Below are 26,959 nucleotides of genomic sequence, written 5' to 3'. Positions count from 1 at the left end.
ACAGGAAAACTAGATCTTATGGAAAAACAACGGGTTCCTTTGCCCTATGTATTTGATTCAACCCGGAACCCAGTTATTCATTTATCAGAAACCCTATCCATAGGAGGGGGGAGGCCTATTCTTATTGCTGGACCTTGTACTTTAGAAAGCCAAGAACATGCTATTTCTTTAGGGTTAAAGGTTAAGGAGGCTGGGGCACACATTTTTCGAGGTTCTATTCGCAAGCCACGTACGAATCCACATTCTTTTCAAGGCTGGTCTCCGGATTGTGTGGTGTGGCATAGTCGAGCCAAGGCTGTTCACGGATTGTTAACAGAGACAGAGGTTTTGGATGTTCGTGATGTGGAAATGACCGCGGAACACGTGGATCTTTTGCGGATAGGGGCTCGTAATATGCAAAATTTTGTTCTTCTTAATGAGGTGAGCCAAAGCCATCGTCCGGTGATTTTAAAAAGAAATCCTGCTGCTACAGTTCAGGAATGGCTGGGAGCTGCGGAGTATCTACTGCGTAATGCAAGTTGTCCTGGAGTGATTCTTTGTGAAAGAGGCATTCGCTCTTTTGAAACCTCAACTCGGTATACCCTCGATTTGAATTCTGTTGCATGGGTTAAGAAAGAGACGGCCTTGCCTGTTATTGTGGATCCTTCTCATGCATCAGGAATTCGAGACTTGGTTGTGCCTTTAGCTCGTGCTGCTATCGCTCTTGGGGCTGACGGCGTGATGGTGGAGGTTCATGAGCAGCCAGAATTAGCTTTGTGTGATGGAGCTCAACATATCTCTTCTCCTGAACTTGCAGAATTAGCTTTGTGGATACAGGAACAGGACCTGATATCTAAGAAAAAAGCTTTTGTATAGATTCTTATTTCTTTTGCTGGGTATAGTCCCTGTCGTTAGACCTCTGAGTCGGAGTGAGTATGGGCGTGAGAAGAAAAAATTTTTGGATGGCATTCTTAGCTGTTGTTTCTAGTTTCTGTTTGACGGGATGTTTAAAGGAGGATGGGGATTCTCTTGGCGAAAAGTTCATTGTAGGGACTAACGCAACGTATCTTCCGTTTGAGTTTGTTGATGAAAAAGGAGAAACGGTTGGCTTTGATATAGATTTAGCTAGGGAAATTAGTAAAAAGTTAGGAAAAAAATTAGAAGTCCGCGAATTTGCTTTTGATGCGCTTATTCTTAATTTAAAACAGCATCGTATTGATGCAGTTATGGCAGGAGTGTCCATTACGCCTTCTCGATTGAAAGAAATTTTTATGATTCCTTACTACGGAGAAGAAATTAAGAACTTGGTTTTAGTTTTTAAGGGAGAAAATGCGGAGCCTTTACCACTAGCTCAGTACAGTTCTGTAGCTGTTCAAACAGGAACCTATCAAGAGACATATTTGCAGTCTCTTCCAGGAGTGCGTATTCGCTCTTTTGATAGTACTTTAGAAGTGCTTATGGAAGTTTTGCATAATAAGTCTCCCGTAGCTGTTTTGGAGCCGTCCATTGCACAAGTCGTTCTGAAAGATTTTCCGACTCTTACTACTGCAACTATAGAGCTCCCTGAAGATCAATGGGTTTTAGGGTATGGAATAGGAGTTGCTTCTGATCGTCCATCTTTAGCTTTTGAGATAGAAGCCGCAGTACAAGAGATTAAGAAGGAGGGAGTGTTGGCGGAGCTAGAACAGAAATGGGGTTTAAATAGTTGAAGTCTGAATACTAAGAGGCCTTATATGGAAGCAACATCTTCTTCTGGGAAGGTTGTTTTTTTGGGCACAGGAGATCCGGAGGGGACTCCTGTGCCATTTTGTTCTTGTGAGGTATGTTCGAAGGGGGCTGTGAGTCGTCTGCGTTCCTCCGTGTTGGTACAAAGTCAGGGAAAAAATTTGATTATTGATACAGGCCCGGATCTTAGAACTCAGTTATTGAAATATAAGATTCAGCAATTAGATGGGGTATTCCTTACCCACCCCCATTATGATCATATTGGAGGGATAGACGATCTGCGTTCTTGGTATATTGCCCATCTTAAACAAGTTCCTATTGTTCTTTCTGCGTTCACATACAATTATTTGTGTGAAACTAGAAAGCATTTAATTCGGCAAGCATCCTTGGATGCTAGTTTAGCGGCTTCCTTACGTTTCACAATTTTAAATGAACCATGTGGGGAATACGAGTTTTTAGGTGTGCCTTTTACCTATGTTTCTTATTTTCAAAAAAACTGCCAAGTGACTGGATATCGTTTTGGGAATTTAGCTTATTTGACGGACATGTCTCATTATGATGATCAGATTTTGGATTATTTGAAGGGAGTTGAAACGGTTGTTCTTTCAACTTCATTAGGGGTTCTTCCTAAGGCTTTTGGAAGCCGCTCGCCCTCACATTTAACTTTGGAACAAGCGGATCATTTAGTGGAAAAGATAGGGGCATCACGTTTAGTGATAACGCATGTAAGTCACTATCTACACAAAGTATTGGAGCAGGATTCTGCAAGAGAGTGTGCTTATGATGGAATGGAGCTTTTATGGGAATAGGGAAAATAAGCAATGAAAAAGAATAATCAGAAGGAGAAAAAAGAGAGACAAAGTGCTATCGGTTGGAGATTTTCTCTTCCCCGGGAGGAACAAGATCCTGCGCAGGCTTTAGCTGTTTGCTGTTATGCAAATCGTGCAGAGCAAGAGCGAGCTCCGGAGTATGTTGAAGAGCTGATTTCTCTTGCAAACTCTTGTGATCTGAGTGTTCTAGAGACTTGTACATGGCTTTTGCGATCCCCCTCTTCATCTTTTTATCTGAATGAGGGAAAGATAGAGGAAATAGAACGGATTTTAGAAGAGTTTCCAACAATTGGGACTTTACTAATTGATGAAGAGATCTCTCCCTCTCAACAACGGAACTTGGAAAGACGGTTACGTGTTGTAGTATTAGATCGCACAGAGTTAATTTTAGAGATTTTCGCTAGCCGAGCGCTTACGGCCGAAGCAGGATTGCAAGTAGAGCTTGCGCAAGCACGTTATTTGTTGCCTCGATTGAAGCGTATGTGGGGGCATCTGTCTAGACAGAAATCTGGAGGAAGTGGTAGCGGGTTTGTTAAGGGAGAAGGGGAGAAACAAATTGAATTAGACCGAAGAATTGTTCGGGAAAGGATTCATAAGCTTTCCAGAGATTTAAAAGATGTAGAACGACAGAGAAAAGAGCGTCGTAAAGCCAAAAAACGGAGCCAGATTCCGACTTTTGCATTGATTGGATATACAAATTCTGGGAAAAGTACCCTCTTAAATCTACTGACTTCAGCAGAGACTTATGCGGAGAATAAGCTATTTGCTACATTGGATCCTAAAACGCGACGTTGTGTTTTGCCTTGTGGTCAAAGAGTATTGTTGACCGATACTGTAGGATTTATTCGTAAGCTTCCACACACTTTGGTAGCAGCATTTAAAAGTACTTTAGAGGCCGCCTTGCACGAGGATATTTTGCTGCATGTTATTGAAGCTTCTCATCCGCTGGCGTTGGAACATGTCGAAACCACAAAAACGATCTTGCGAGAACTCGGGATTGAGCAGCCCCGTGTCATTACTGTGTTGAATAAACTAGATATGGTTACAGATAAGGGAGTTGTTTCTAAATTGCGACTTATGTCTCCTAATCCTGTGTGTGTGTCTGCAAAAACAGGGGAGGGAATACGAGATTTGCTGCAAGCTATGGCAGATATGGTACAAGAAGAGTATCCCCAGGTCACCTTGCATCTCCCTTACAAAGAATATGGGTTATTTACAGAATTATGTGATGCAGGATTGGTGATCTCTCATCATTACGAAAATGATTTGCTCATAGTTAAAGCATTTTTGCCAAATAGCCTACATAAAAGATACGCGGAGCATGTGGTAGAGTGATGAAATCTTGCTTTTTTGCAAAAATGGAATCATAAAAGAAAAAAAAGTCTCTTGTGTCAAACTTCCTCAAAAGGAGAATCTTGATGGGTACAGGTTTTTTAGATTGTGAGTCATTAGAGGTTTTGCAAGAGCTAGCCTCGCATCCGATTGATTTGACTTTGCCAGAGACTTTGTCGCAGGAGCGGATTCAACGGTATGCTTTATCTGCGGAAGGGTTTACCTACAGTTATGCTACGGAGCGTGTGGATGAGCGTAGTCTCTGTGCTTTAAATGGGCTCGCTGAAGAAAGAGAGCTAGTCAAGCAGATGGAACGTATGCAACAAGGCTCTGTTATGAACTATATTGAGGGGGTTCAGAGTGAGTCCCGCGCCGTATTGCATACAGCAACGCGAGCATGGGTTCGCGACCATAATCTTCAAGGAGAAGCCGCATCTATAGCAGATTATTCTGAACAAGAAGCACATCGTCTTGCAGAATTTTTGTATACAGCCCGTTCTAGGTTTTCTACGCTTGTGCAGATAGGTATTGGTGGATCCGAGTTAGGACCTAAAGCCATGTACTTTGCTATGCAAGGCTGTTGTCCATCGGATAAACAGATCTTTTTTGTCTCGAATGTAGATCCAGATAATGCTGCAGAAGTATTACAGAAGATCGATTTAGAGCAGACGCTTGTTGTTGTAGTATCTAAGTCCGGGACGACTTTAGAACCCGCGGTAAACGAAGAATTATTTAGGCGAGCTTATCAAGATAGGGGGCTTGCTACGGTAGAGCACTTTGTAGCAGTAACGGCTCAAGGGAGTCCCATGGATGACCATAGCCGTTACTTGGAAGTTTTCCATCTTTGGGATAGTATTGGTGGAAGATTTTCTGCGACTTCTATGGTTGGCGGGGTTGTGATAGGCTTCGCCTTTGGTTTTGAAGCCTTTTTGGAGTTCCTACAAGGAGCAGCCTCTATGGATGTTCACGCGCTGACTCCTGTTATGGAAAAGAATCTCCCCCTTTTATCCGCTATGATTGGTATTTGGAATCGCAATCTGTTGGGGTATCCTACAACAGCAGTTATTCCTTATGCAACGGGATTAAAATATTTCCCTGCGCATCTACAACAGTGCGGAATGGAATCCAATGGAAAAAGCATTTCTATACAAGGGAAAGAGCTTCTTTTCAAAACAACCCCGATCATTTGGGGGGATGTGGGGACGAATTGTCAGCACTCTTTTTTCCAAAGTCTGCATCAGGGAACAGATGTTGTCCCCGTAGAATTTATTGGATTTTTACAAAACCAGCGGGGTCTTGACTGTATGTTATCTGGGAGTTCTTCCTCTCAGAAACTGTTTGCTAACCTTATTGCGCAGTCATTAGCTTTGGCCCAAGGGAGAGATAATGCAAATCCGAATAAAAAGTTTAGGGGGAATAGACCTTCTTCGATCCTAGTAGCACAGCAACTTTCTCCTCGTATTGCTGGAGGGTTATTGGCTTATTATGAACATAAGTTCGCCTTTCAAGGTTTTTGTTGGGGGATAAATTCTTTTGATCAGGAGGGAGTTTCCCTGGGTAAAGAATTGGCGACTCAAATTATGGGGATCATGTCTGGAACAGCTCCGCTAGAATTTCCTGAAGCGAGAGAAATGTTAAGGATTTTTAACGCATTGTGAGGTTTTCTTAAGTCGAGGCTTCTAAGTGTTGTTGCAGAGTTTTTATTTTAAATATGTTATAATGGGGCGCTTCTCTCTTGAAATGTTTTTAGGGGGCCTTTATGTTTTTTATTCGCGCACGGTTCATTGGCTTTTTAGATGTCCACGGCTATTTGGCTGCTAAGAAAGGGCAGCAAGTTATGCGGTCTGGGTCGAGCATGTGGGTAGGAGCTCAGGGACCTGTCTTTTATAAGGTTTTCTAGGTGTATATCCAAGTATACTGTTAGCCCATCTATTGGATTCAATAGATGGGCTTTTTTTTTATACCAGGCTAGAGACTTGATTCTTTTATCATCCAAACGTATGTTGGGGATCAGAATTGATGGATTACAATCGTGGTATGGAGAGTACGTACGTTTTGTAAAAGCAAGGAGAGGGTAGTTTATGTTTTCTCGAACAGTGAGTGTAGCGGTAACAGGAGGAACAGGGCAAATCGCCTACAGCTTTTTATTTGCTTTGGCTCACGGGGATGTTTTCGGACCCACTTGCGGAATAGATCTGCGTATTTATGATATTCCTGGGACAGAAAGGGCTTTATCGGGAGTGCGCATGGAATTGGATGATGGGGCCTTTCCTTTATTGCAGCGAGTGCAGGTGACAACCTCTTTGCACGATGCTTTTGATGGGATTGACACAGCCTTCCTTATAGGGTCTGTTCCTAGAGGCCCTGGGATGGAAAGAAGAGATCTACTGAAGAAAAATGGCGAGATTTTTGCTACTCAGGGGAAAGTATTGAACACAGCGGCTAAACGCGACGCAAAAATTTTTGTTGTTGGAAACCCTGTGAATACGAATTGCTGGATAGCAATGAGTCACGCGCCTCGCTTATTAAGAAAAAATTTTCATGCCATGCTACGCTTAGATCAAAATCGTATGCATAGTATGTTAGCACATAGGGCTGAGGTGCCCTTATCTGCGGTATCGCAGATTGTTGTTTGGGGGAATCATTCCGCCAAGCAGGTGCCAGATTTTACACAAGCATTGATTCATGGGCGTCCTATCGCGGAAACGATAGCAGATCGGGATTGGTTAGAGAATATTATGATCCCCTCTGTGCAGAGCCGTGGTAGTGCTGTGATAGAAGCAAGAGGGAAGTCTTCTGCGGCTTCTGCAGCTCGAGCTCTGTCAGAGGCCGCTCGCTCTATATATCAACCAAAAGAGGGGGAATGGTTTTCCTCTGGAGTGTGCTCGGATCACAATCCTTATGGATTGCCGGAGGATATCATCTTTGGATTCCCTTGCCGGATGTTGGAGACTGGAGAGTACGAGATCGTTCCAGGGCTTCCTTGGGACTCCTTTATTCAGGGAAAAATGCAAATTTCTTTAGACGAAATTCTCCAAGAGAAGGCTAGTGTCTCTCTGTAAACATTTTTTCGATGAGCAAAAGGGGGATTAAGAGGTCTCTGGGGTATACAGGAACTCTTTAGCGATGTACGCTGTAGAGTCTCGCAGTAAAGCCTGGGCCAGCATATCTCCTAAAAGCCCGTGATACAAAAGGCCTTTAGATCCTAGTCCCCCAAGATACCATAATTTTTCTTGGACACGGCTAATCATAGGAAGATGGGTAGGGCTTGATGATCGCATACCGGCATAATAATTGAGAACCTGAGCATCCTTAAGCCCAGGGAAAAGGGCTAAGATAGGCGGCATAATTTCTTGGTAAGCAACCTGAGCGTTTGGAGTGGCATCCGGTTGGTTGTGTTCGAAAGTTGCGCCTAGTATACAAGTATTTCTTTCTGTATCAGCAACCATGTATTTGGACCCATTGATGCTAAACGGCGGCATAGGGATTTCTGCAGGCCAAGCAATTTCCACAAGCTGCCCCTTCACTTTAGATAGGGGGAGATGCTTGAGCTCTGGAAGAATATCCGCATTGGCTCCAGGGGTGACAATAATGTGATCATAAAATTCGGCAATTGCAGAAAGATCATCGATTAGCTCATCGTAATACTGTGTCCCGAGGCTAGCGCAGGCATTCCATAAACCTTCAATGTATTTCTCGTTATTGATGGTTACGCCGCGTTTAATATACAGAGCTCCAAGTTCTTCTGGAATCACCATTCCAGGAACAGAGATTTCGCAACGAGCTTTATCCCACCACTCGGCCTCGTCTGGAAATTCTTGTGCTCTTTGCATAAAAATAGCCGCCTGCTCTTGGGAAGTAGCGGGACGAAGAATGCCGCTAGACATAACGATAGGTTCTCCTATGGAAAGACTAGCCTTGGTAATCAGAGAATGGGTGGTGGTAATCCCAAGGTCTGCTAGCGGGGGTTTAATTGCTTTCTTTCCCGTAAAACCGTGAAGAAGTCCGGAAGAGAGTCCAGAAGCCCCGGTTCCTATCGGCGCAGGGTCAAAGAGATCCACGCTAACCCTTCCTTGTGTATAAAGGAGAAGATGCCAGGTTACGGATAATCCCGCGTATCCTGCTCCCAAAACAGCTATGTGCATAAAATACCTTAAGAGCTGGAAAAGATTTTTTTAAAAATGATTCGGCTTTACTATTGAGGATAAGAGAAGCTGCTTTTAAAGAATAGAAAGAACTGATTCTCGAGGAAAAGGAATCAGCTCTTTCAGGGGGAAGCAAAGAATTTGAACAGCAGTTATTTAATTTTTCTTTATAAATGATTTTTTTTTGCAAAATATAAACATATAGCGAGCAGAGCAATAAGCGCTACTGTTGTTATTTTTAGTACTTCTTGACGATTCAGGAAGGTCTTTTCTTGCCCATGCCTCATTCCCGAGTCTATGTAAAAAGGAATTCCTAAAGAAAGGAGAACAGCAACCATAAAAAGATGCTGTAATCCAGCTGCATAGATTAGCCATAAAGAGTACAGCGCTCCTAATAGTCCTGTGAATAAAGCAACACGGGCCTTAATAGGCGCTCGTGTAGGGTATTTCTTGCTAAGACTGAGTTTAACAAGAAAAATAGCACTCGTTAAGTAAGCAGGAAGAACCATAACTCCAGTAATTTCCAACATGGTATGCCAAGCATTGGAAGAAAAATACACGAGAAGCATGGTGATTTGCATTAATCCACTTGTGATGAATAAAGAGAAAGAGGGCGAGTGCTTGGCATTTTCTTGAGCAAAACAAGTCGGAAAGGTTCCATTTTTCGCGGCGGCATAAGGAATTTCTGCTGCGAGAATAGTCCAGGATAACCAGCTTGTTAAAACGGCAATTAGAAGTCCTGTATTCATAAGAACCTCTCCCCATTTCCCGACTAAAATTTTCAAGACTCCGGCTGTAGAAGGGTCGGCAATTTTAGCTAATTGATACTGGTATAGGGATCCGAAAGGAAGTAAAGAAAGGAGAACGTAAATAAACAAGCATCCAGAGAACCCCAAGATGGTAGCCTTTCCAACAGAAGAGGGATCTGTAGCTCTTCCAGACATGACCACGGCTCCTTCAATTCCGATAAAGGCCCAAAGAGTGACTAGCATAGTGCTCTTTAGTTGAGATCCAATAGATCCTAGAGAATGTTGTGGAGCTGTTCCCAAAAAATCTGTTTTGAAGACAGAGAATTTAAAGAATAGAGCAGTAATGAGAATGAAAATAAGAAGAGGGATTAGAGTGAATGCTACACCGATCACGTTGACAGAAGCTGCTTGACGAATGCCGCGTAAGACTATGGCATTGAACACCCAAATGAGTATAGAACCTAGTAGAATCGCTAGTAAAGTATTCCCTCCTTCGAAATAGGGAGGGAAAAAATAGTTGAGAGCATCCATGGTAATTACGGCATAGCCGACATTCCCAAAAATTTGGCAAAGCCAGTAACCCCAAGCTATTGTAAATCCAATATAAGGACCAAAACCTTCTCTACTGTAGGTATAGATGCCGGTCTTCAAATCGGGGCGTACAAGAGAAAGCGTTTTAAAGGTATTTGCGATAAAAAAAATTCCTATTCCGGAGAGAACCCAGGCAAGGATAACGGCCCCAGCGCTTGCTGAGGCTGCCATGTTTTGAGGAAGACTATAAATTCCTCCTCCGATCATGGAGCTAATTACTACTCCAGTAAGCGATAATGTCCCCAAAATTCCTGCGGAAGACCGTTTTTTCACAAACATAAAGTCCTCCTTTTTATTGAATAACAGCAGGAGCTGCATTTTCGAAATTTAAGAAACCAAGCGCCGTTAAGCAAAATCCGAATTTCTTTCTGATATTGATGTAGTTATGGAAATATTGAAATTCACTATGTTTGCTTACAGAACGAAGATCAAGTTCGTGTTGAAGAGATTTCTTTAACCACATTTGGGCATGAGATGCCGCAATTTCATCGTCGATCCAGGTAGGGAAAAACTCGATGTATTCTGCAGCCCAGCCTCCTATAAGCTCTCCATTTTTGTCTTTCCCCCAACAGATGCCTATCCCCGTTGCGATGGCCTGAGTGCCTTCTGCTACAGCAGCACCTCTACCTGCCATAATGACTTCTAATACAGCCCCGTGTTTAAAAAATTTGGTACATTGATCGACAGGAAGGATATTGCCAAATAACTCTTTGGGCAAAACAGATGTATAAGGAACAATATTGAAATTTTCGATTTTTGCTTGCAGCAAGGCCGAATCATAACAGAAAGTTTCAAAAGGTTGGGGAGGCATTCCGTCATCGGATTCTCCAACGCCTCCTGTATGAAAAGCTAATGTGGGATAACGAGTTCCATAAGGCATAACGCCCCCCTTTGTTTTGGTTATTAAGGCGGTTTAACCATAAGGACTTCTCATGTGTTTGAGAATAGACTAAACAGCTAAATTCGCACGAACACTATAGACTCGGGCTGTTTGTTTGCCTGGACGAAGAGCGGGATAAAGGTACAGTTGGAAATCGGGAGCAAAAGAAAGATAGGGTCCACAACCAATGGTTGCAAAACCTTCGATCACAGTTTCGTATTTTCTTTGAGCGTTTGGAGATGCGGATGCGTGTATATTATTGAATGCGCAAGCAATTCCGAATAAGTCTTGTGGATTACGGTTAAATGTATTTGCAGAGACCATACCGAAGGAGTAAGTTCGGTTAATAGGAGTAACTTGTCCTGTAACGCCACTGTATCTTCCAAAAATATAGCATTTGGAAGAAATGTACTGACCGGCATTGACCGACCACCCCATTGTCTGAAACATTTGTTCAGGAACCTGTCTAGTTACATAAAGCAGAACCGAATATTGTCCGGGTCCTAGACAACAATGTGGTGCCCAGGATGCATAGCCATGGAAGTTATATTTATTTTTCGTGAGGTTATTCCATTTGATGGAAGAACCTGAAATATTGTAAGCATCTTGAAATCCAACTTCGAGACGGGAGCTTTCTGTCGGAGCGATTTGTAGATAAGCTCCAAGACTTCCGGAGGAATAGGTTGCAGTCGGATTTTGTGATAACGCGTAACTAATAAATCCAAGTTGCTGATCGTTATTGTATAGCGTACCGTCTATAGAGTAGAGAGAGTATTGGCCAATAGTTAGATTGGCTTTTTCATTAGGGAAGGTCTGAGAAAATGTGAATTGAGAGAAGATATTTTGGCGAGAAGGATAATCATTTATACTTCCTGCAAGCATAAGAGTTTGCCCTACACGATCAGCAGTCTCTCTCCAATAGCGAACTAAAGTATAGGATACTTGGAAAACACCTTTCCCATACGAAGAATCATAAATTGTAATAGCAGCAGAGGGATTGAAGCAAGTTTGTAAACAGGGAGACTCGGCTGCAATAAGGGGCTGAGGCAAGCTATATCCAACATCGCGGATAGAAAGCTGGGAGGCGCGAGAAGTTCGAGGGTTAAACCATTGAGGAAGGATAGACCAGTCTAACGCAATCTGGGTTCCAGCAGAATTTTTCAGGACTTGCTTAATATTTCTAATAGAAACGCCATTTAAGCAGGGACAGGCTGAGATTAAGTCACAGACTGGAGCTAAAAGTCCTCGTTGCTCTGATAAAGGAATAGGATCGCTGCTATGGGAATAAGGATTAAACCATTCTCTTTGAGGACACTCTTGAGAAGAAAAATCTTTTTTATGGTTCTGTCTGTGTAGCTTATCGTTGTAGCGGTGATAATGATGATGCGCGGCTTGCGTGGAGTTCATGCAAAAAAGGGAGAACAGAGCAGTCAGTAAAACCGAACGGAAGGACACAGAAACCTCAAACAAATCTTTTCCCCTCGTGTAGTGGAAAAAAATTTTTTTATCTAGGTTTAAATTTTTGCTCTAATAACGAGTTATTTATCGAGCCGATGGCGTAATAAAAGAGCCGCAGCTTCGTTGCTTATGAGCTTTTGACGAAATGTGTATTGTACTTTGGCAATATCGGGAAGATAGATAGGAGGAAGGTATTTAGCAGCCGTGTAAACGATGCCTAAGTAAGAGATGTTTTTCTGTTTACACACCTCGCCAATACGTAAAACATTATACTTTTCATTATCGATATAGATGATTCTTTTTGGTAAAGCTGTTTGCGCATCTAAAAATAGCTGTAATGCCGGTCCTTTATGAATTTCTGATCCGAAAAGAACGCCTTTTGTGAAGCTGATAGTGGGAGGGAGTTTTGTGTTGGGAAGAAGAGCCTTTTCAAAGGAAAGATTGAGAGAGGCTAGTTGTTCCATTGTGATATCTTGAGCACAGAGTTTGCGCTCCGAATAGGCAAAAACTGTTTTACCTAGCTTCTGTACTTTGGTGATTAATAAAGGAATAGCTGCTTCTATTTGTCGGATAGATCCTTGGCGTTGAATGGCTAGCCATTCAGGGTACAAAGTTTCCCAAGCCTCTTGTTCCGAGGTTCCCAATGTGCGCATGCCCTGGATGGAACGCTCAAACCACAATGAGTGGCTGAGAGCTTCAGCTCCTTCAAATAGAACATCATCAACATCAAAAATGAGCCAATAATCTGTCTCGTCGTAGAGAATGTCCGAAGCGACTTCGTGTATGGTTTTTACAGTAACAATGCGCTGCGAAGCTTCAGAAGTCTGGGAAAAGCAGAGAAAAACCAAAACAAGCCAAAAACGCATGAAACCTCCTGAAGCTGTAGAAGTAGGATAGAAAAAATATTTTTATGAAGCGATGGAAAAAAGAGAGGCTAGAACGGCAGCTCTACGAGCAAAAGTTGTTTCTAGATGCTTGAAAGAGTGGGTAGGAAACCATAATCGGAATTGTAAAAGAGCTTGTTGTGTGAACATTTCATGACCATAAATAATAGAACATCCTTTAGAACGAGCATGCCTTGTAAATGCGTTGTGTTTAGGTAGAGTGTTGATATCTACGATGACAGGGGCTAGAACCAGAGGAATTGTCGCGGAAGGGGGGAGACAATTGATAATTAGAGAAAAGGGGTATTGTGGCAGATCTTTCAGATTACAAGCTGTTGCTTGGTAACGAGAAGCAAGCGCTTCAGCATGAGTCGTTGTTCTATTAAAAATAAAAAGCTCACAATTTGTTTTGCTTAATCGGGCTGCGATAGATCGAGCAGCCCCTCCGGCACCTAAAATAGCCACTCGTTGGTTGTTTAGGGGAATGTTATGGTGAGTTAGGACAGAAAAAAGCCCCTCACCGTCAGTATCGTGTCCAATAATTTCTCCTTGTCGGATGACAAGAGTATTGCAAGATCCCGAGGCCTGTACGGAAGGATCTTGTTTGTCAAGAAATGGTACGACAGCCGTTTTTAGAGGAGAGGTTACGCTGATTCCTAAAAAAGGAAGTGTGCGAATGGACGAAAAAAATTTCGGAAGTTCCTGAAGGGTTAGAGGAAGTTTAATATAGGGACAAGGGATGCCGAGTTTAGAGAACAAAGGATTATGGGTGAGATGGCCGATGCTTCTCGACGTGTCTCCTATAAGAGCGCAGATAGGAGAATGAGGAGAAAGATTTTTGTAATTATAGAAATAGTGATGTTTGAGGGAAAGCTGCCCAGGGGCTACAGGAGAGGCTCCAGGGCTGATTGCATAAGTAAAGGGATTTTGCAAAATAGGAGAAAGTATGCGCGAGGGCTGCCCAATTTTTCCTAAGCAAAGTACGGTAGTTTTCTTTGGAAGAGAGAATTTTTGGTAGCAGATATGCAGTAAATCGATAGTGGAAGAAGGAGAAACTGCTAATTTATAGTAATCGACAGAAGAAGATCGCATCTGGGTATATAATTGGGTGATATCAATGCGATCACTGTCATTGGTATGCAAAGAACGGATGAGTTTAATCTCAGGATGAAGATGACGAATGCGTAAGATAGCGTTCTCAGGAAAATCTTTATCTAAATCCAAATAGTCGGGATGAAGTTGAGCTAAAGACTCTATATTTTTTATCCAAAGTTTTTGTGAGCAAGAAGGAGGTTTTTTCCACGTAAGGATGGAAATTGGTGCGAGGGCAATCAGCTTTTTTAATTCGGAGTAGGATAGAGAAAGAAGGTCCGCACGTATCTCAAAGCAGCGGCATTTTGGTAAGGAGCGTAATAGCTGATTTTTAGCCTCAATAAAAGAGGGCCCGCTAATGACCGTGCACAGCATGGAGTTCTTCCTCTAGAATCTGTGTAAGAAGGTGTTTAGATATAGGCTGACAGAATCGTCCATTGCAAGAGGCTGCAATCCCGATATCTTCTATCATAACAAACGGAGGTAGGGAGGTATTTTGTCTTTTTTTGTCATAGATGAGAGCGGCAAGAATCGCGTCGCAACTATGCAAGGGGATTGAAGCGCGTGTATAGAGATCGTTTAAAGAAATAGGAAGTTGGTATCGTAGTAGGTCTTGCGTCAACAAATGTAGCATATTCGAGTTGCGAGCGATACCTAAAGCTAGAGATAACTTAGTTTCTAAAACCATGCCTACACTTATAGCAAAACCGTGGGAAATTCTTCCTGCAAATAACATTTCCAATGCATGCCCTAGCGTATGCCCAAAGTTAAGAATCTGGCGTATCCCGTAATCTTTCATATCTTTTTGTACTATGTCAGCTTTACAGAGACAGTTGCGTTTGATGAAAAGAGAGAGCTGTTCTGAAGAGGTTAGGGTTGTGGGATTTTGTAGGATAGGAAGAATAGAAGCATCTGCTATATAGGCATGTTTGATGCTCTCTGCTATTCCTTGAATCCATTCTTGATGTGGGAGAGAAGCAAGCACATTAGGGCAGATCCATACATCCTGGGGTAAATAAAAAGAGCCGATGCGATTCTTAATATGATCTAAATTAATGCCATTTTTTCCCCCAATACTGGCATCAATCATAGCAACTAATGTTGTGGGAATAGCAATGAAAGGCATGCCTCGACAATGTGTAGCAGCTACAAATCCTACAATATCCAGAATAACACCCCCTCCAACACCAATGAGCGTTGCTTGTCTAGGAATAGAAAGACGGGTTAGCTGTTTATGCAAAGATAAGAAAGTTTCTTCTGTTTTCGCTTGTTCCCCCTCTGGGATGGTAAGAATTTCTACGGAAAATCCTAATGAGCGAGCCGTTTGCAACAAAGGAGAAAGTAAGAGTCTTTTTAGGGTAAAATTAGTGATGAAAACTAGGGGAAAATCTTTTGATAATGTGGCGAATAGTAAAGGATTGCCTAGTGAATCTACTAAGTGTATGGGGTGTGGGATGTTTGTGATAAGTTCTATCATAATTTAGCGCAGCGATGTTGAAGAAGAAGGTCTACTAAGGTAAGATCAAGCATAGCTTCGACAACAGCAACAGCTCGAATGGCTACACAAGGATCGTGGCGGCCTTGTTTTGGGGTGGTATACATGATTGGGGTTCCATTTTTCGAAACAGAGGGGCATGGTTTCCTAATAGATGAGGTAGGTTTGAAGGCTACCCGACCCTCGAGAGGTTGCCCAATGCTGATTCCTCCCAAAGTTCCGCCACAACGATTGGTTTGAAAAGCAAAGCCTTCTTCATTGGCAGTAAGACAATCTAGATAGGAAGATCCTGTCATGCGGGCAGAGGAGAATCCTTCTCCCATTTCAAATCCTTTAGCAGCAGGGATGCTCATCATGCCTGCTGCTAAGAGGGCGGGGAGTTTCCCAAACACAGGTTCTCCTAAGCCTACGGGTAAAGGGGATGTGATAAAAGAGACTATGCCTCCAAAGGAATCTTCAGGATCGCGGAGAAGTACATTTTGAATCTCTTCTTGAGGCAAAATGGAATAGAAAGGAGATGCATGCACTTGTTTTATTAAAAGCTCTGTCAGTTTGGGGTATGTTTTGTCTTCTAATGGCCCGAATCCAGAAAGGAATGCTAGCGTTGTGATTCCTTGAGACAATAAAATTTTCTTAGCAATTACGCTAGCAGCTACTCGTGAAGCTGTTTCTCTAGCAGAGGAGCGCCCTCCTCCGCGATTATCGGCAAAACCATATTTACCTTCGTAAGCAAATTGTGCATGTCCTGGGCGGTAACAGTTATTCAGTTGTTCGTAAGAAGCGCTAGCGACATCTTCATTTTGAATGAGAAGAGAAATAGGGGCTCCTGTTGTTTTTTGTTGGTGAACACCGGATAAAATGGTAACAAGATCTGCTTCTTGGCGAGAAGATGTGTGACGTTGGCCAGGCCTTCTTCTCGCCATAGCAGAAAAAAAATCTTCAGGTGATAAAGGAAGTCCGGCAGGACAGCCATCAACAACAACACCTATAGCAGGACCGTGGGATTCCCCCCAGGTAGTAATAGAAAATAGGGAGCCATAGTGATTATGCATAGAAAATCTCTTCTGTATTTAAGAAGCGCAAACAAAAGTTGTGACAAATTTCCTGCATGTCCTGGGAAGATGTTTGCAAAGAGAAAATATTAGAGGTGAGCAGGCGCAGTTTTTCTAAGCGTTGGGACAAGGCCTCTTCTAATGAGGGGGCGTTCTTAAGCCTTTCTGGGAGAGTTTTTTTTCGTAATCGCTGACAAAGGAGGGAGATAGGGAGATCGAGTAAGACTAGAAGAGTTTTTTCACGATGCACAATGTGCTGGTATGCGCGTTTGATAAGAGGCGTGTGGCCTCCTAACGCAACGATACTGGGGATATTGGGAATGTTAATTAAAGAGAGGAATTCTTCTTGGCAAAATCCTTCCTCCCCATAACGTTGGTAGATAGTTTTAGGAGAATCTCCTTGAAAGCGCGCGGAAAGGAGATGGTCTGTATCGAAAAAAGGAAGAGATAACGACTGAGCTAAAACTTTCCCGAAAGAGGTTTTACCTACAGAAGGAAGCCCGCAAAGAAAAACTTGCTTGGTGGTGTCGAATGTTGGCATGTAGTGTCTGTGCTGCAATCACAAAATGAGGAAAACTTTTATTTATACAGTGCGTGTTACAAAGAAGGGTTTGTCCAGATGAGGCCGCAGCCCCCGCTACAGCAAGAGCCATAGCAATACGGTGATCATTGTGAGAATGAACAACTGCTCCATGCAATCGAGAAGGCTCTATATACAAACCATCACGAGTAGGACGAACTGAACCGCCCATTTTGCGCAGCTCTTGGGCAATCGCATCAATGCGATTGCTTTCCTTGTCCCTTGCTCCCAGCGCATTGTATAAAAGCGAGGGTTTTTTGGCAAAGCAACAGAGGACGGCTAGAATAGGCAGAGCATCTATGAAAGGATCCATATTGATCTTTCCACCAGTGAAGGAAGAAGGAAAGATTTCAATGTGTTGTTCCTTGATGGAAATGTCTGCGCCGAGTTGTTTTAACAAGGAGAATAGACGTTTATCTCCCTGAGAATCTTGAGAAGGAAGATTGTGTAATACTGTTGGGTGGGAAGAGGAAGAAAGCAAGCCAAGAGCCGCTAAAAAAGCTGCAGAGCTGTAATCTCCTGGAACACAATAGGAAAAACTGTTTAGAGATTGGCCTCCGGGGAAGAATAAAACATCTTGTTCTCTGGAAAAAACTATGCCTAAAGAGAGGAGCCAGTCTAAGGTTAGATCAAACCAAGGACGCTCTTTAAGATTGTCAATAGAAAAAGAGATAGAATGGGGAGCAACAGCCGCAGTAATAGCTAATGCGGATGCATATTGGGAGTCTTGTCCGGAGACAGTGATTTGTCCAGACGATATGGGACCTTGAATAACGAAGGGGATAGAAGAGGATTTTTTTTGACGAACTTTGGCTCCAAGTTGTTTTAAACTAAAAAGAAGAGGTTCTATAGGGCGTCGTTTGAGTGTATGGGTACCTGTGATTAGGACTGGTGCGGTGGATAAAGAAGAAAGAGCTGTTAGAAAGCGTAGAGCTATACCAGAATTTCCCGCATGTAAACGGCAAGAGGGAAACTGGGAATAAGGGAAAGGGTTTCCTTGTATGTGTAAAGAAGAAGCCCCAACCCGTTTAATGCGGGCTCCCAGTTTTTTGCAGGCCGAAAGCATAATTTCTGTATCAGAGGAGAAAAGACTATTGTCTATGACAGAGGTCCCTTTAGACAGAGAAGCGAAGAGAATTGCTCGTAAAGAATGCGATTTTGAGGGAGGGACGACAACCTCTCCATAAGGAGTTGACGGGGAAATTAACAAAGCTTGGTTCAAAGGGGTCACACGTTGAATTGCAAAAAAGATTAAAGGTGAACAGCTAATGTAATCTTTGGGAGAGTTTTTTGCATGATAAAAAAGAAGAGGGTCCTATTTTTATTGTGAAAGGGATTTTATTTTGTTGTTATAATTAATCTTATTAAAAAGATTTTGTGTTTTTTATATGGTTTCTAAGGTTCCTGGAAATAGCGAGCCTATTGATGTACGAGCTCTTAGTAACCTCCCTCCAATACAAAATCAGGATTCAAAAGCCTCTGCGCCAATAATTTCCGTTCCTGAGGGAGATGTCGCAAAATCGGAGCAAACATTAAAACATTCTGCAGGGCTAATTGCTGGTATTGTAGTGTTGGGGGTTGCATTAGCTGTTGTAGCTGTTGCTTTAACGGTACTAGCTCCAGGGGTTCCTCAAGCTATTGTTTTGGCCATTGCTTTTTCAGGGCTTTCTGTTGGAGGGGTGACGACGCTTCGAAGCCTTATCAACGGAGTGAGGACCTTAGTTGCTCCTAAAATGACGGTTAAGCAGCGAGCTAAAAGCGCTGCTTTGCTTGGTGCCGGATTAACTGGTGCAGGGCTTGTCTTGAAACTCGGTTCCTCTTATGTTCCTGGAGGATATGGAAGCGCGTTAGGAAAGTTTGGGGATATTTCTTACGGTAGAGGAAGTGGAGCTTTCTTTGCAGGATTCGCACATTACCTCTATGTGCATTTTTTTCAATCTAAAAAGGCGGCAGCAGGAGCAGAACTTACTCCTGAAGAAATGCTGATTGAAGGAGCAAAACTCAGGAAAATCACAAGGGGCTTAATCTTATTAGGGACGGGTTTTGCTTTTTTAGGGATTTCTTTAGCTGTGGTTGGGACGCTTGTTGTGACTGGGGGAGCGGCGACAGCTCTTATCGTTCTAGCGCCTCCCTTGATCAGCTTAGGCATTTCTTTGATTATTTCCAACATGTTGCATACAACGTTGGGTCAATGGCGCGCCTTTGCAAAGGCTCAACAAGAACAAGATTTACTTGGGGATACTAAATTAAAAAATATTGCCCAAGCGGATTTCTCTCATGAGATAGAAGGAAGTGTAGAGATTACTGCCTCTGAGAATTCTCATACTCCTCCTGCCATTGAACGTTTGTCAGAGAAAGAGATTAATGATGCCTTGTCTTTAACAAAGAAACAGAAAAGAATTCTAGCTCTGTCGGGCTTGTTATTAGTAGCAGGAATTACCTGTACCGTATTAGCAGGTTTTGGAGGGTTTCCTGTTGTACAAGTTCTTTTGCTCTCTTCTATAGGAGGGGCTATATCATCGTCAGCGGTTCCTATGGTTGCTTCTGGAGTCGTTCTTGTCGCCCATCAATTGAAAGCAAGATTACAAATTAGTTTGGCTAAAAGAAGGGAAGCTCGATTGAAGGCTCGTATGATGAATGAAATGTTTGAGCACGAAGGCCGGACTATTTTGCTTTCAAAAAAAGAGAAGGATGAGACGTGGAAATTCGCAGGAAAATCGGTGATCTTGCAAACAGAGAGAGCTATTCGTCAATATGTCAATTGTGCAAATAAAGAGGAAAAGTTTCAATCGATCATCGTTGCTACGATGATCCTTTTGGCTGGATTGGGAGTGCTTGCATTAACTTTGATACCAGGGATAGCTCCTATAGCAGGGGGTGTTTTAGCGATAGGAGGAGTTCTCTTGGGGATTAGCATTACCCTGTATTTGCAGCGATTTATTAATTGGTTACATCAACAACTTGTTAAATTACGCGATCATATTCAACATCGACAAAGTATTATTGTTCAAGGTGCAGTGGCATGTGACTTTGATGCGGAAGATATTATTGTCGATCTTGTAGCAGATTCTTTTGAGTTTGACGGAGATTCTTTTATAGAATCTATGGAAGCTTAGGAATGCATTTCTTGGCTTAAAACGCTTCAGCTAGAAAAGATTCTGTATCTTTACCAGCTGACTAAGGAAGCTTGCTGATTTGTCTTCCTTTTCATGTTGGAGCTATTTCCTAACTTATATTATACTGCAGTGATTTCATTTAAAAATCTGCTGGTGAAAGAGGATCTCCCGGCTTTCGCAGGAATCGTATATTGGAGTCGCTGACTGTATCATGAAAAGAAACGTGGGGATTATTGGGAATACCGGGAGGATGGGTGTCTTGTTGACACGGGCTTTGCAGTTACATCCTCGCTACCTTTTAGGGGAGGGATTTTCAAGAAGCTCTCAGACATCTCTGAAAGAAGTCGTTTTGGGAAACGATATTCTTATTGACTTTTCTGCGCCAGGGGTTACAGCGACTCTTTTAGATTCTCTGTTAGAAACACCTAAGCCCGTAATTATTGGGACAACAGGATTTTCTGCTGATAGCGGTGTGGGAGATAAATTGACTTTGTTATCAGAAAAAGTTCCTGTTGTTGTTTGCCCAAACACAAGTTTAGGAGCATATGTGCAAAAACGGCTTACTGCTATCGCTTCTAAAATGTTTGATGCTTCTTATGATGTGCGTATCCGAGAGACTCATCATCGCACAAAAGCAGATGCGATTTCCGGTACGGCGCTTGCATTAGCAGAAACTATTCGTTCTGCGAAAAAAGATCTTTTGAAGAGTGGGCAGCAGCCTCCTATTGAAATACAAGGTTCTCGTGTAGGGAATGTTTTGGGGGAACACGAAGTATCTTTTATTGGAGAAAACGAGCGTTTTGTTATTTGCCACGAGGTTTTTTCTCGAAACATTTTTGTTGATGGGGTGCTGCTTATTTTGGACAAGATTGTGGAAGAAAGTTTGGCAGCCGGGTACTACACTTCAGATATTTTGTATGAACGTCTGTTTCAGGAAATGGTTTTTGGTTAAGAGCTGAAGATGACGATGCGCATTGCAGTTTTAGGTGCTACAGGCCTGGTCGGACAAAAGTTAATTGCTTTGTTACAAAAGCATAAGCAGTGGGAAATTGCTGAATTAGTTGCTTCTCCCCAAAAATATGCTTTGCGTTATGAGTCTGCATGCTTGTGGCAAGAACCTTTAATGGAAATGCCGGAGTCCGTTCGTGATCTTACCATTCGCTCTATTGAAGAGATCGAATCCGATGTTGTTGTCTCTTGTCTTCCTGCATCAGTTGCTTTTTCTATAGAAACCTCTTGTTTGTCTTCCGGGAAAATAGTATTTTCTAACGCCGGCGCTTATCGAATGCATAAAGCAGTGCCTATTTTGATTCCTGAAGTTAATAGTGATCATATATCCCTCTTAAAAGAGCAACCTTTCTTGGGGAAAATCATTACAAACTCTAACTGTTGTGTTTCAGGGATTGCTTTGGCTCTTAGTCCGCTGCTTCCATTTGATATCGAGCATGTGCATATTGTTACGCTACAGTCTGCTAGTGGGGCCGGATATCCTGGGGTTTCTTCCTTGGATTTAATTGGAAATACGGTTCCTTACATCTTAGGAGAGGAAGAGAAAATACACCGCGAGACTTTAAAAATTTTGGGACAACCAGGCTCTCCTGCAGATTTTTCTATAACAGCGTCTGTTCATCGCGTTCCTGTTATGTACGGGCACGTGATTTCTATTCATGTGATGTTTGCTCAAGACATCGATTTGGAAGAAATTTGTTTTTGTTATGAAAAAGATCCTGATACGTATGTCCTGTACGATTCTCCTTGGCATCCTCAGGTTCAGAAGGATCTTACCCATGATGATATGCGTTTGCATATAGGTCCGATCTCTTATGGCGGAAATACGAAAACGATTAAGATGTGTGTCCTTCTTCATAATTTGGTCCGGGGAGCTGCTGGGTCATTGATAGCGAACATGAATCTTTTCCAGGATAGGATGAGAAGTGCATGCCAAGAGGAGCTGGCACATGCTTAAGGAGAAAAAAGCGCCTCTTGTTTGCAAGTTTGGAGGAACGAGTGTTGGGACGGCCCCAAGCATTCGACGTGTTTGCGAGATTATACAAGAGGAAAGGCCTTCTTTCGTTGTTGTTAGTGCGGTAGCAGGTGTTACAGATTTATTGGAAGAGTTTTGTCGGGCCTCTGTAGAGCAAAGAGCCCCATTAGCTGCCTTAGTTCGGGAAAAGCATGAACCGATTGCCAAAGAATTAGGGGTAGAGATTCCTTTAGAAAGTTTTTTGGAGCCGCTGAGGCGATTTGAGAAAATCGAGGATCTTACGCAAGAAGATCAGGCAGAAATTTTGGCTATAGGGGAGGATTTATCTGCAGCCCTAATTCGTAGTTACTGTTGTGCGAATGTGCTACAGCTCGAGCAGTTAGAAGCTCGTCGTGTGATATTCACTAATTCGCAGTTTTTACGAGCGGAGCCGAATTTAGCTTTGATGCAAACCATGTGGGGTGAGTTAGCGTTAAAAGAAGACGCGATTTATCTTATGCAAGGTTTCCTGGGAGCGACGGTTTCTGGGAAAACTACCGTTCTTGGGAGAGGGGGAAGTGATTTTTCTGCCTCTTTGGTAGGAGAACTATGTGAAGCTAGGGAGTTGCGTATTTATACGGATGTTTGTGGTGTGTATACGGCAGACCCTAAGATGTTGAAAGATACTCAGCTCATAGATTCTTTAACCTTCGAAGAAATGCAAGGTTTGGCTAGTTCTGGAGCTAAAGTGTTACACCAGGATATGTTAAAACCTTGTATTCGAGCAAAGATTCCTATCTTTGTGACTTCAACGTTTAACTCAACTAAAGAGGGAACCTGGATTTGTGCTTCATTAAATGAAGCGATGGAAGGCCCTGTGATAAAGGCTGTTTCATTGAAGGCAAATCAAGCTCTTTGGTTTGTGAAGTATCATTCTTCTCTTGTGAGATTAGAGGATGTTTTGGGCTGTGTGCGAAGTCTAGGAGCCGTTCCTGGGGTTGTTATGGCTCAAAATTGTGGAGCATATTTCACTGTGGATTGGGAAGAAGATAGCCGATTAATGGCGGGTGCGCTCAAAGAATTTGGTGAGGTGAGTTGCGAAGGCCCTTTATCTTTGGTTGCATTAGTAGGAGCTCAGTTGGCTTCTTGGAGTATGACTGGAGTTTTTGATGCCTTGCAAGGGACTCCAGTATTATGCTGGAGCCAAACAGATACAGTTATTAACTTAATTATTAATAAAGAGTCTGGTGTCGTGGTAACGAAGTTGTTGCACGATTACGTGTTGGGATTAAACAGGAGTGGTTTATGAGCGTCTTGACGGCTTGTATTACGCCTTTCAAAGCGGATTTATCGATAGATTTTTCAGCTTTGGAGAGTATTATCCGTTCGCAGGAGCATGCCGGTAATGGAATCTTTTTATTTGGTAGCACAGGAGAGGGGCTATCTGTAGCATACGAAGAGAAGTTTTCTATTCTTTCATTCATTTCTACATTGAATTTGAATGTGCCGGTGTTTTTAGGAGTCACAGCAACATCTATCCGAGAAGCAATTTCTTGGATTGATTTTGCTCAAAAATGGTCTATAGACGGTTTTTTTGTCCCGACTCCTCTTTATGCTAAACCGGGAGTCCATGGACAAAAAGCCTGGTTTGATAAAATTTTAAGTGTGAGTAAAAAACCTATCATTCTTTATAACAATCCTTCTCGTACTGGAGTCTCTTTGTATCCAGAGGTTGTGAGGTCATTGGCTTCGCATCCTTTGTGTGTGGGTGTTAAGGATTCTGGAGGATCGACGCAGGCTTGTGAGCTTTTTGCGGACTCTGGCTTAAGAGTATTTTGTGGTGACGATGGTTTGTGGCCAAATATGCGTTGGTCTGGGGCGTCAGGCTTGGTTTCTGTGCTAGCTAATGTTTGGCCAGAGCTAGCCCGAGATTATGTAGCTCAGGGTCGATCTGTAGATGCGTGGAAAAGAGCTTGTGCTTGGCTCAATTTATCCACAAATCCTTTAGGAATAAAAGCCCTAATGGCTGCGCAAAAAATGATAGAATGTGAGTCCGTGCGTCCGCCTCTCTCTATAAGAGATTTGCAAGAAAGAGATGGACTTGCGGATATCCTGGCGTGTAGAGCTGCTTTACAGGCAGAACTGCTTCCCATATGCATGTCGTAGTAATAGCAGACAATTAAATAAGGAATGTTATCACAAACAGACGGGTGTTTGGCCGTCTGTTTCTTGTGAGAAGACTTGTCGGCCCTTTGTCGCTTTCTGGCTTGAGAGAGTGATAAGGGGTTTTCTATGTTCAATAAGGAGAAAATTCTAAATTTATGAGAAAAGCTTTCTTTTTTGGTTCCACCATTGTTTTTGGTTTGCTAGCTACAATAGACGGTAGAGGAGAAGGCCTTTATAGGGGATCAAATGGAAGGATGACGTTTATTTCTGGCGTGGAACTCGCTGATAGTCAACTGGAATTAGAGCGAAAGAAAAATCTTCGCATTATCGAAATATTACAAGAAATCTGCAAAAAAGCCGGTGTAAAAGAGTCTCCTTTTCTAGAAGAGATAACAGATCCTTTAGAACTTTGTGAATTATTGAGAACGTTTTTCATTGAAAAAGGAACTCAAGAGGCCGAGAAGACGACACCTGTTCATGAGACTCTGTCAAATAATGACCCACTTGCTGCTGAGCAGACCATTATAAGTTCAGAAGGGTGTGAAGAGAGAATTGTGCTTAGCGAGAGCATGATAAAAGATGTTCTTCAAGCTTTGCAACGATGTACGGAATCTTTTCAACGCAAAGAAGAAGAGGAGCATTTATTAGAAAAAAAGGATTTGGAATTACGAGAAAGAGAGTTAGCTTTCCAGCAAGAACGGCTATCTTGGGAGCGAGAAAGGACTGAGAAAAAGTTGGCTTGGAAAAAGAAACAGTATATTCGGGATCTCATGAAGCAAGAGCAAAAATAAGATGGGCCTTTAAATCTCAAAAAAAATTTTTTGTATACATTAAAATGCAGTTTCTTATAAGCTCTAACAAGCTTTTCTGGCCGGATCTCCATGGAGATGGTTTGCTGGGAGGCTTTCGTGCCACGTTTCTTCGTTGTGGTGCGGCTGCTTTTGGCCTGCTGAGGCTATCCTTCCGAGGAGGAACATTGGGGAGGATGTGAAGGATGCTGTGGTTGGTTTAAAGGCCGGATACTTGGTGTCGATTCAGTATTTGTGGAGGGATAATGATCGCTAAGAGCATCGCTAAAGGATATTCAGAAACTCTCGTAAGTAATCCTTTCATAAAGGTTATCGCTGGATCCTTGGTCTTAGCTTGTTTGGCTAAGATTAGTATAAATTTACCCTTTACCCCCGTTCCAGTTACTTTTCAGACGTTAGGGGTTTTTTGTTTAGGCCTCGCTATGACACCGCGGATGGCTGTTGCCTCTGTGGTAGCTTATTTGTTGGAGGGCTTGTTTTTTCCGGTGTTCTGCAGTCCTGCATGCGGATTAGCTGTGTTTTGCGGACCTACCGCCGGGTACTTATTTTCCTTTGTGCCAGCAGTGGCGCTTATTTCTTGGCTGTACGGTAAATTCGGAGGCGTGAAGGCAAAGCCGTTAGCCGTGGCTTCGATTTTGTTCGTTGGGGGAGGAGTTAGCCTTTGTTTGGGAGCTCTGTGGCTTGCTTGCTTTCTTAAAAGTACTGGGGTTTCGGCTACTCTTGATCTGGCCGGAGCTTTTAGAATGGGGGTTTTGCCATTTTTAGTGGGCAAGATAGTAAAGATCGCTCTCGTTGTTCAAGGCCGATCGGTGCGAAAATTTTTCTTAGAAAGATAGTAAAGTTTCACAGCCTTTCTTTTATTGTAACTAAGACAGAATTCTTAGAAAAAAAGCCTTCCTATTCCTTAGGAATGCTTTTTTTTATCTTTCAAGAATCTAAAAATTTTTCCTTAACAAAGTTTCTCAAGGCTTTCAGCTTCGGCTTTAGCAACTAGGTCTTCTAGGTAAAAATGATCTTCTAAGGATAAACAGGGGGAAATGGGGGAGCTAAGCTCATTTTCTAATCCTGCAAAGGGACTGTCAAAGGCAAACGGATTCTCCTCTGGATTTGGTTCAATAAAGACCAAACCTGAACGTTGTTCTAAAGAAGAAACTTCCCGTTGTAATTTGCGGATAGTTAATGTCTGGTAGATGGAGATAGCAATAGCGCATACCAGAGAAGTAATTGCTAAAGTAACAGCTGCAACAAGAAGAGCCAAGCCTACCATGGGATTAGAGGCTAAAAAGGCTATCCCTAGTCCAAGCACTATAATCGACGCTACCCTTATAATTAAAAGAGAAAGCTGGCTGGCCATAACGGGCCAAGATCTAACAGGCCTAACTTTAAGTCGTGTATTATTCAAGGGGGAGGGGGTAGGTGTGTCGGAATGAGAAGGTTGAGGCTTGGGTTGTGGTGAGGGGATCAAACTAACCATAAAAAATTTCTGGGGTTTGGGTGTTTATATTATTTTTTGGGGCTCTCCATATTGTAAAGATGAGGCGGTTGAATGGGGTGATGCGATCCAAAATCCTAAAGCAAGGGCGATAAGGAGGTGAAGAGCCAGGATGCCGGCTACTAAGATACAAGCAAAGCTTCCTGTAGAGGCAAAAAGAGCTGTTGTAAGGATAATTCCAACGGCTAAAAGAGAAAGTGCTGATAGTGCAGCAACCTTCGAACAGGTGACTCCAGATTTGTGATTCTGCACCTTCTGATTAGAAGATGGTGAGAAAGAAACGGGAGCTTGTCCCGAAACTGAACATGTTCGTACTACAGCCATATGCTTCTGCTATCCAACTAAAATTTTTAATAATTAAGAAAGGGATAGAAAGAAATCTCCGCTTTTAGCCCTTCTATTTTACCAGAAATTTCCTTTTACCGAGTTTTTTAAAAATAAAAGGTTACAGTTGAGATAGTTAGAAAATCGGAAGAGAAGGGATTTGAACCCCCGGTCCCCGTTGAGGGACTTCTGATTTCGAATCAGACGCATTCGACCACTCTGCCACTCTTCCACAAAAGACTTAAAAATAAAAGACGTATGGTAACGCTTCTCTTGGTTTAAGATCAAGAATTCCCT

26 protein-coding genes and 1 tRNA gene are annotated in these 26,959 nt (G+C 42.6%); 14 read left to right on the top strand and 13 right to left on the bottom strand.

Going from position 1 to position 26,959, the window contains the following annotated elements; all coding sequences use genetic code 11:
- Positions 1–18 precede the first annotated feature (18 nt).
- The 7 genes from aroF to B6E89_RS02050 all read left to right on the top strand — a co-directional run bounded on the left by aroF (position 19) and on the right by B6E89_RS02050 (position 6,928).
- Complete coding sequence (gene aroF, locus B6E89_RS02080) at positions 19–855, top strand: 3-deoxy-7-phosphoheptulonate synthase (protein WP_080125522.1); 837 nt, start codon at positions 19–21, stop codon at positions 853–855.
- Between the two features lie 59 nt (positions 856–914).
- Entirely contained in the window at positions 915–1,688 is a 774-nt protein-coding gene (locus B6E89_RS02075; protein ID WP_080133041.1) for a transporter substrate-binding domain-containing protein, read from the top strand.
- Positions 1,689–1,712: 24 nt separating this feature from the next.
- Positions 1,713–2,513, top strand: coding sequence for an MBL fold metallo-hydrolase (locus B6E89_RS02070; protein WP_080133038.1), 801 nt, complete (start codon positions 1,713–1,715; stop codon positions 2,511–2,513).
- 12 nt (positions 2,514–2,525) lie between these two features.
- Entirely contained in the window at positions 2,526–3,869 is a 1,344-nt protein-coding gene (gene hflX / locus B6E89_RS02065) for a GTPase HflX (protein ID WP_080129041.1), read from the top strand.
- 80 nt (positions 3,870–3,949) lie between these two features.
- Positions 3,950–5,524 carry a glucose-6-phosphate isomerase gene (locus B6E89_RS02060; protein WP_099156068.1) on the top strand — a complete coding sequence of 525 codons (1,575 nt, stop codon included), beginning with the start codon at positions 3,950–3,952 and terminating at the stop codon, positions 5,522–5,524.
- Positions 5,525–5,625: 101 nt separating this feature from the next.
- Positions 5,626–5,766 (top strand): protein LtuA, encoded by a 141-nt coding sequence (gene ltuA, locus B6E89_RS02055; protein ID WP_035406437.1) that lies wholly within the window; start codon positions 5,626–5,628, stop codon positions 5,764–5,766.
- 181 nt (positions 5,767–5,947) lie between these two features.
- Positions 5,948–6,928, top strand: a complete 981-nt coding sequence (locus tag B6E89_RS02050; protein WP_080128695.1) for a malate dehydrogenase — start codon at positions 5,948–5,950, stop codon at positions 6,926–6,928.
- 27 nt (positions 6,929–6,955) lie between these two features.
- Here the strand turns inward: B6E89_RS02050 and B6E89_RS02045 are convergent, their stop codons facing one another.
- From B6E89_RS02045 to aroA, 10 genes are all read right to left on the bottom strand, one after another.
- On the bottom strand, positions 6,956–8,011 hold the full coding sequence (locus B6E89_RS02045) for an NAD(P)/FAD-dependent oxidoreductase (protein ID WP_080121450.1): 1,056 nt from the start codon (positions 8,009–8,011) through the stop codon (positions 6,956–6,958).
- Positions 8,012–8,178: 167 nt separating this feature from the next.
- On the bottom strand, positions 8,179–9,630 hold the full coding sequence (gene aaxC, locus B6E89_RS02040) for an arginine/agmatine antiporter AaxC (RefSeq protein ID WP_035406429.1): 1,452 nt from the start codon (positions 9,628–9,630) through the stop codon (positions 8,179–8,181).
- Between the two features lie 13 nt (positions 9,631–9,643).
- Positions 9,644–10,231 carry a pyruvoyl-dependent arginine decarboxylase AaxB gene (aaxB, locus tag B6E89_RS02035; protein WP_035406426.1) on the bottom strand — a complete coding sequence of 196 codons (588 nt, stop codon included), beginning with the start codon at positions 10,229–10,231 and terminating at the stop codon, positions 9,644–9,646.
- A gap of 69 nt (positions 10,232–10,300) precedes the next feature.
- Positions 10,301–11,686 carry a porin AaxA gene (aaxA, locus tag B6E89_RS02030; protein WP_462675101.1) on the bottom strand — a complete coding sequence of 462 codons (1,386 nt, stop codon included), beginning with the start codon at positions 11,684–11,686 and terminating at the stop codon, positions 10,301–10,303.
- 83 nt (positions 11,687–11,769) lie between these two features.
- Positions 11,770–12,555 carry a DUF2608 domain-containing protein gene (locus B6E89_RS02025; protein WP_080132093.1) on the bottom strand — a complete coding sequence of 262 codons (786 nt, stop codon included), beginning with the start codon at positions 12,553–12,555 and terminating at the stop codon, positions 11,770–11,772.
- 42 nt (positions 12,556–12,597) lie between these two features.
- A complete protein-coding gene (locus B6E89_RS02020) occupies positions 12,598–14,040 on the bottom strand; it encodes a bifunctional 3-dehydroquinate dehydratase/shikimate dehydrogenase (protein WP_080133033.1) in 1,443 nt (480 codons plus the stop codon).
- Entirely contained in the window at positions 14,021–15,142 is a 1,122-nt protein-coding gene (gene aroB / locus B6E89_RS02015; RefSeq protein WP_080133030.1) for a 3-dehydroquinate synthase, read from the bottom strand. Before aroB ends, B6E89_RS02020 begins: the two co-directional genes overlap by 20 nt.
- Positions 15,139–16,212, bottom strand: coding sequence for a chorismate synthase (aroC, locus tag B6E89_RS02010; RefSeq protein WP_080133028.1), 1,074 nt, complete (start codon positions 16,210–16,212; stop codon positions 15,139–15,141). The genes aroB and aroC overlap by 4 nt, the downstream gene beginning before the upstream one ends.
- Positions 16,205–16,753: a shikimate kinase gene (locus B6E89_RS02005; protein ID WP_035406411.1), complete on the bottom strand. Its 549-nt coding sequence runs from the start codon at positions 16,751–16,753 to the stop codon at positions 16,205–16,207. Before B6E89_RS02005 ends, aroC begins: the two co-directional genes overlap by 8 nt.
- Entirely contained in the window at positions 16,695–18,023 is a 1,329-nt protein-coding gene (gene aroA, locus B6E89_RS02000) for a 3-phosphoshikimate 1-carboxyvinyltransferase (protein ID WP_080133027.1), read from the bottom strand. The genes B6E89_RS02005 and aroA overlap by 59 nt, the downstream gene beginning before the upstream one ends.
- A 157-nt stretch (positions 18,024–18,180) precedes the next feature.
- On the opposite strand from aroA, the gene B6E89_RS01995 reads away from it, so the two are divergent.
- The 7 genes from B6E89_RS01995 to B6E89_RS01965 all read left to right on the top strand — a co-directional run bounded on the left by B6E89_RS01995 (position 18,181) and on the right by B6E89_RS01965 (position 25,682).
- The gene (locus tag B6E89_RS01995) at positions 18,181–19,908 is read left to right on the top strand and encodes a hypothetical protein (protein WP_080133026.1); all 1,728 of its coding nucleotides are present in this window, start codon (positions 18,181–18,183) and stop codon (positions 19,906–19,908) included.
- Between the two features lie 211 nt (positions 19,909–20,119).
- Complete coding sequence (gene dapB / locus B6E89_RS01990; RefSeq protein WP_080133024.1) at positions 20,120–20,860, top strand: 4-hydroxy-tetrahydrodipicolinate reductase; 741 nt, start codon at positions 20,120–20,122, stop codon at positions 20,858–20,860.
- 9 nt (positions 20,861–20,869) lie between these two features.
- Positions 20,870–21,874 (top strand): aspartate-semialdehyde dehydrogenase, encoded by a 1,005-nt coding sequence (gene asd / locus B6E89_RS01985; RefSeq protein ID WP_080133022.1) that lies wholly within the window; start codon positions 20,870–20,872, stop codon positions 21,872–21,874.
- Positions 21,867–23,180, top strand: a complete 1,314-nt coding sequence (locus B6E89_RS01980; RefSeq protein ID WP_035406396.1) for an aspartate kinase — start codon at positions 21,867–21,869, stop codon at positions 23,178–23,180. The genes asd and B6E89_RS01980 overlap by 8 nt, the downstream gene beginning before the upstream one ends.
- The gene (gene dapA, locus B6E89_RS01975) at positions 23,177–24,037 is read left to right on the top strand and encodes a 4-hydroxy-tetrahydrodipicolinate synthase (RefSeq protein WP_080129408.1); all 861 of its coding nucleotides are present in this window, start codon (positions 23,177–23,179) and stop codon (positions 24,035–24,037) included. The genes B6E89_RS01980 and dapA overlap by 4 nt, the downstream gene beginning before the upstream one ends.
- 155 nt (positions 24,038–24,192) lie before the next feature.
- Positions 24,193–24,828 carry a CT360 family protein gene (locus B6E89_RS01970; protein ID WP_080133019.1) on the top strand — a complete coding sequence of 212 codons (636 nt, stop codon included), beginning with the start codon at positions 24,193–24,195 and terminating at the stop codon, positions 24,826–24,828.
- A gap of 263 nt (positions 24,829–25,091) precedes the next feature.
- Positions 25,092–25,682 carry a biotin transporter BioY gene (locus tag B6E89_RS01965; protein ID WP_080133018.1) on the top strand — a complete coding sequence of 197 codons (591 nt, stop codon included), beginning with the start codon at positions 25,092–25,094 and terminating at the stop codon, positions 25,680–25,682.
- Positions 25,683–25,795: 113 nt separating this feature from the next.
- On the opposite strand, the gene B6E89_RS01960 is transcribed toward B6E89_RS01965, so the two are convergent.
- From B6E89_RS01960 to B6E89_RS01950, 3 genes are all read right to left on the bottom strand, one after another.
- Entirely contained in the window at positions 25,796–26,320 is a 525-nt protein-coding gene (locus tag B6E89_RS01960) for a hypothetical protein (RefSeq protein WP_197682229.1), read from the bottom strand.
- A 24-nt stretch (positions 26,321–26,344) separates the two neighbouring features.
- Positions 26,345–26,662, bottom strand: a complete 318-nt coding sequence (locus B6E89_RS01955) for a hypothetical protein (protein WP_080125506.1) — start codon at positions 26,660–26,662, stop codon at positions 26,345–26,347.
- 145 nt (positions 26,663–26,807) lie between these two features.
- Positions 26,808–26,894: transfer RNA gene (locus B6E89_RS01950), tRNA-Ser, on the bottom strand.
- Positions 26,895–26,959 lie beyond the last annotated feature (65 nt).

Origin of the sequence: Chlamydia suis, assembly GCF_900169085.1 — a bacterium.
GTDB lineage: Bacteria > Chlamydiota > Chlamydiia > Chlamydiales > Chlamydiaceae > Chlamydia > Chlamydia suis.
Note: the sequence above shows the minus strand (reverse complement) of the source record. Positions and strands in the feature narration are given on the sequence as shown.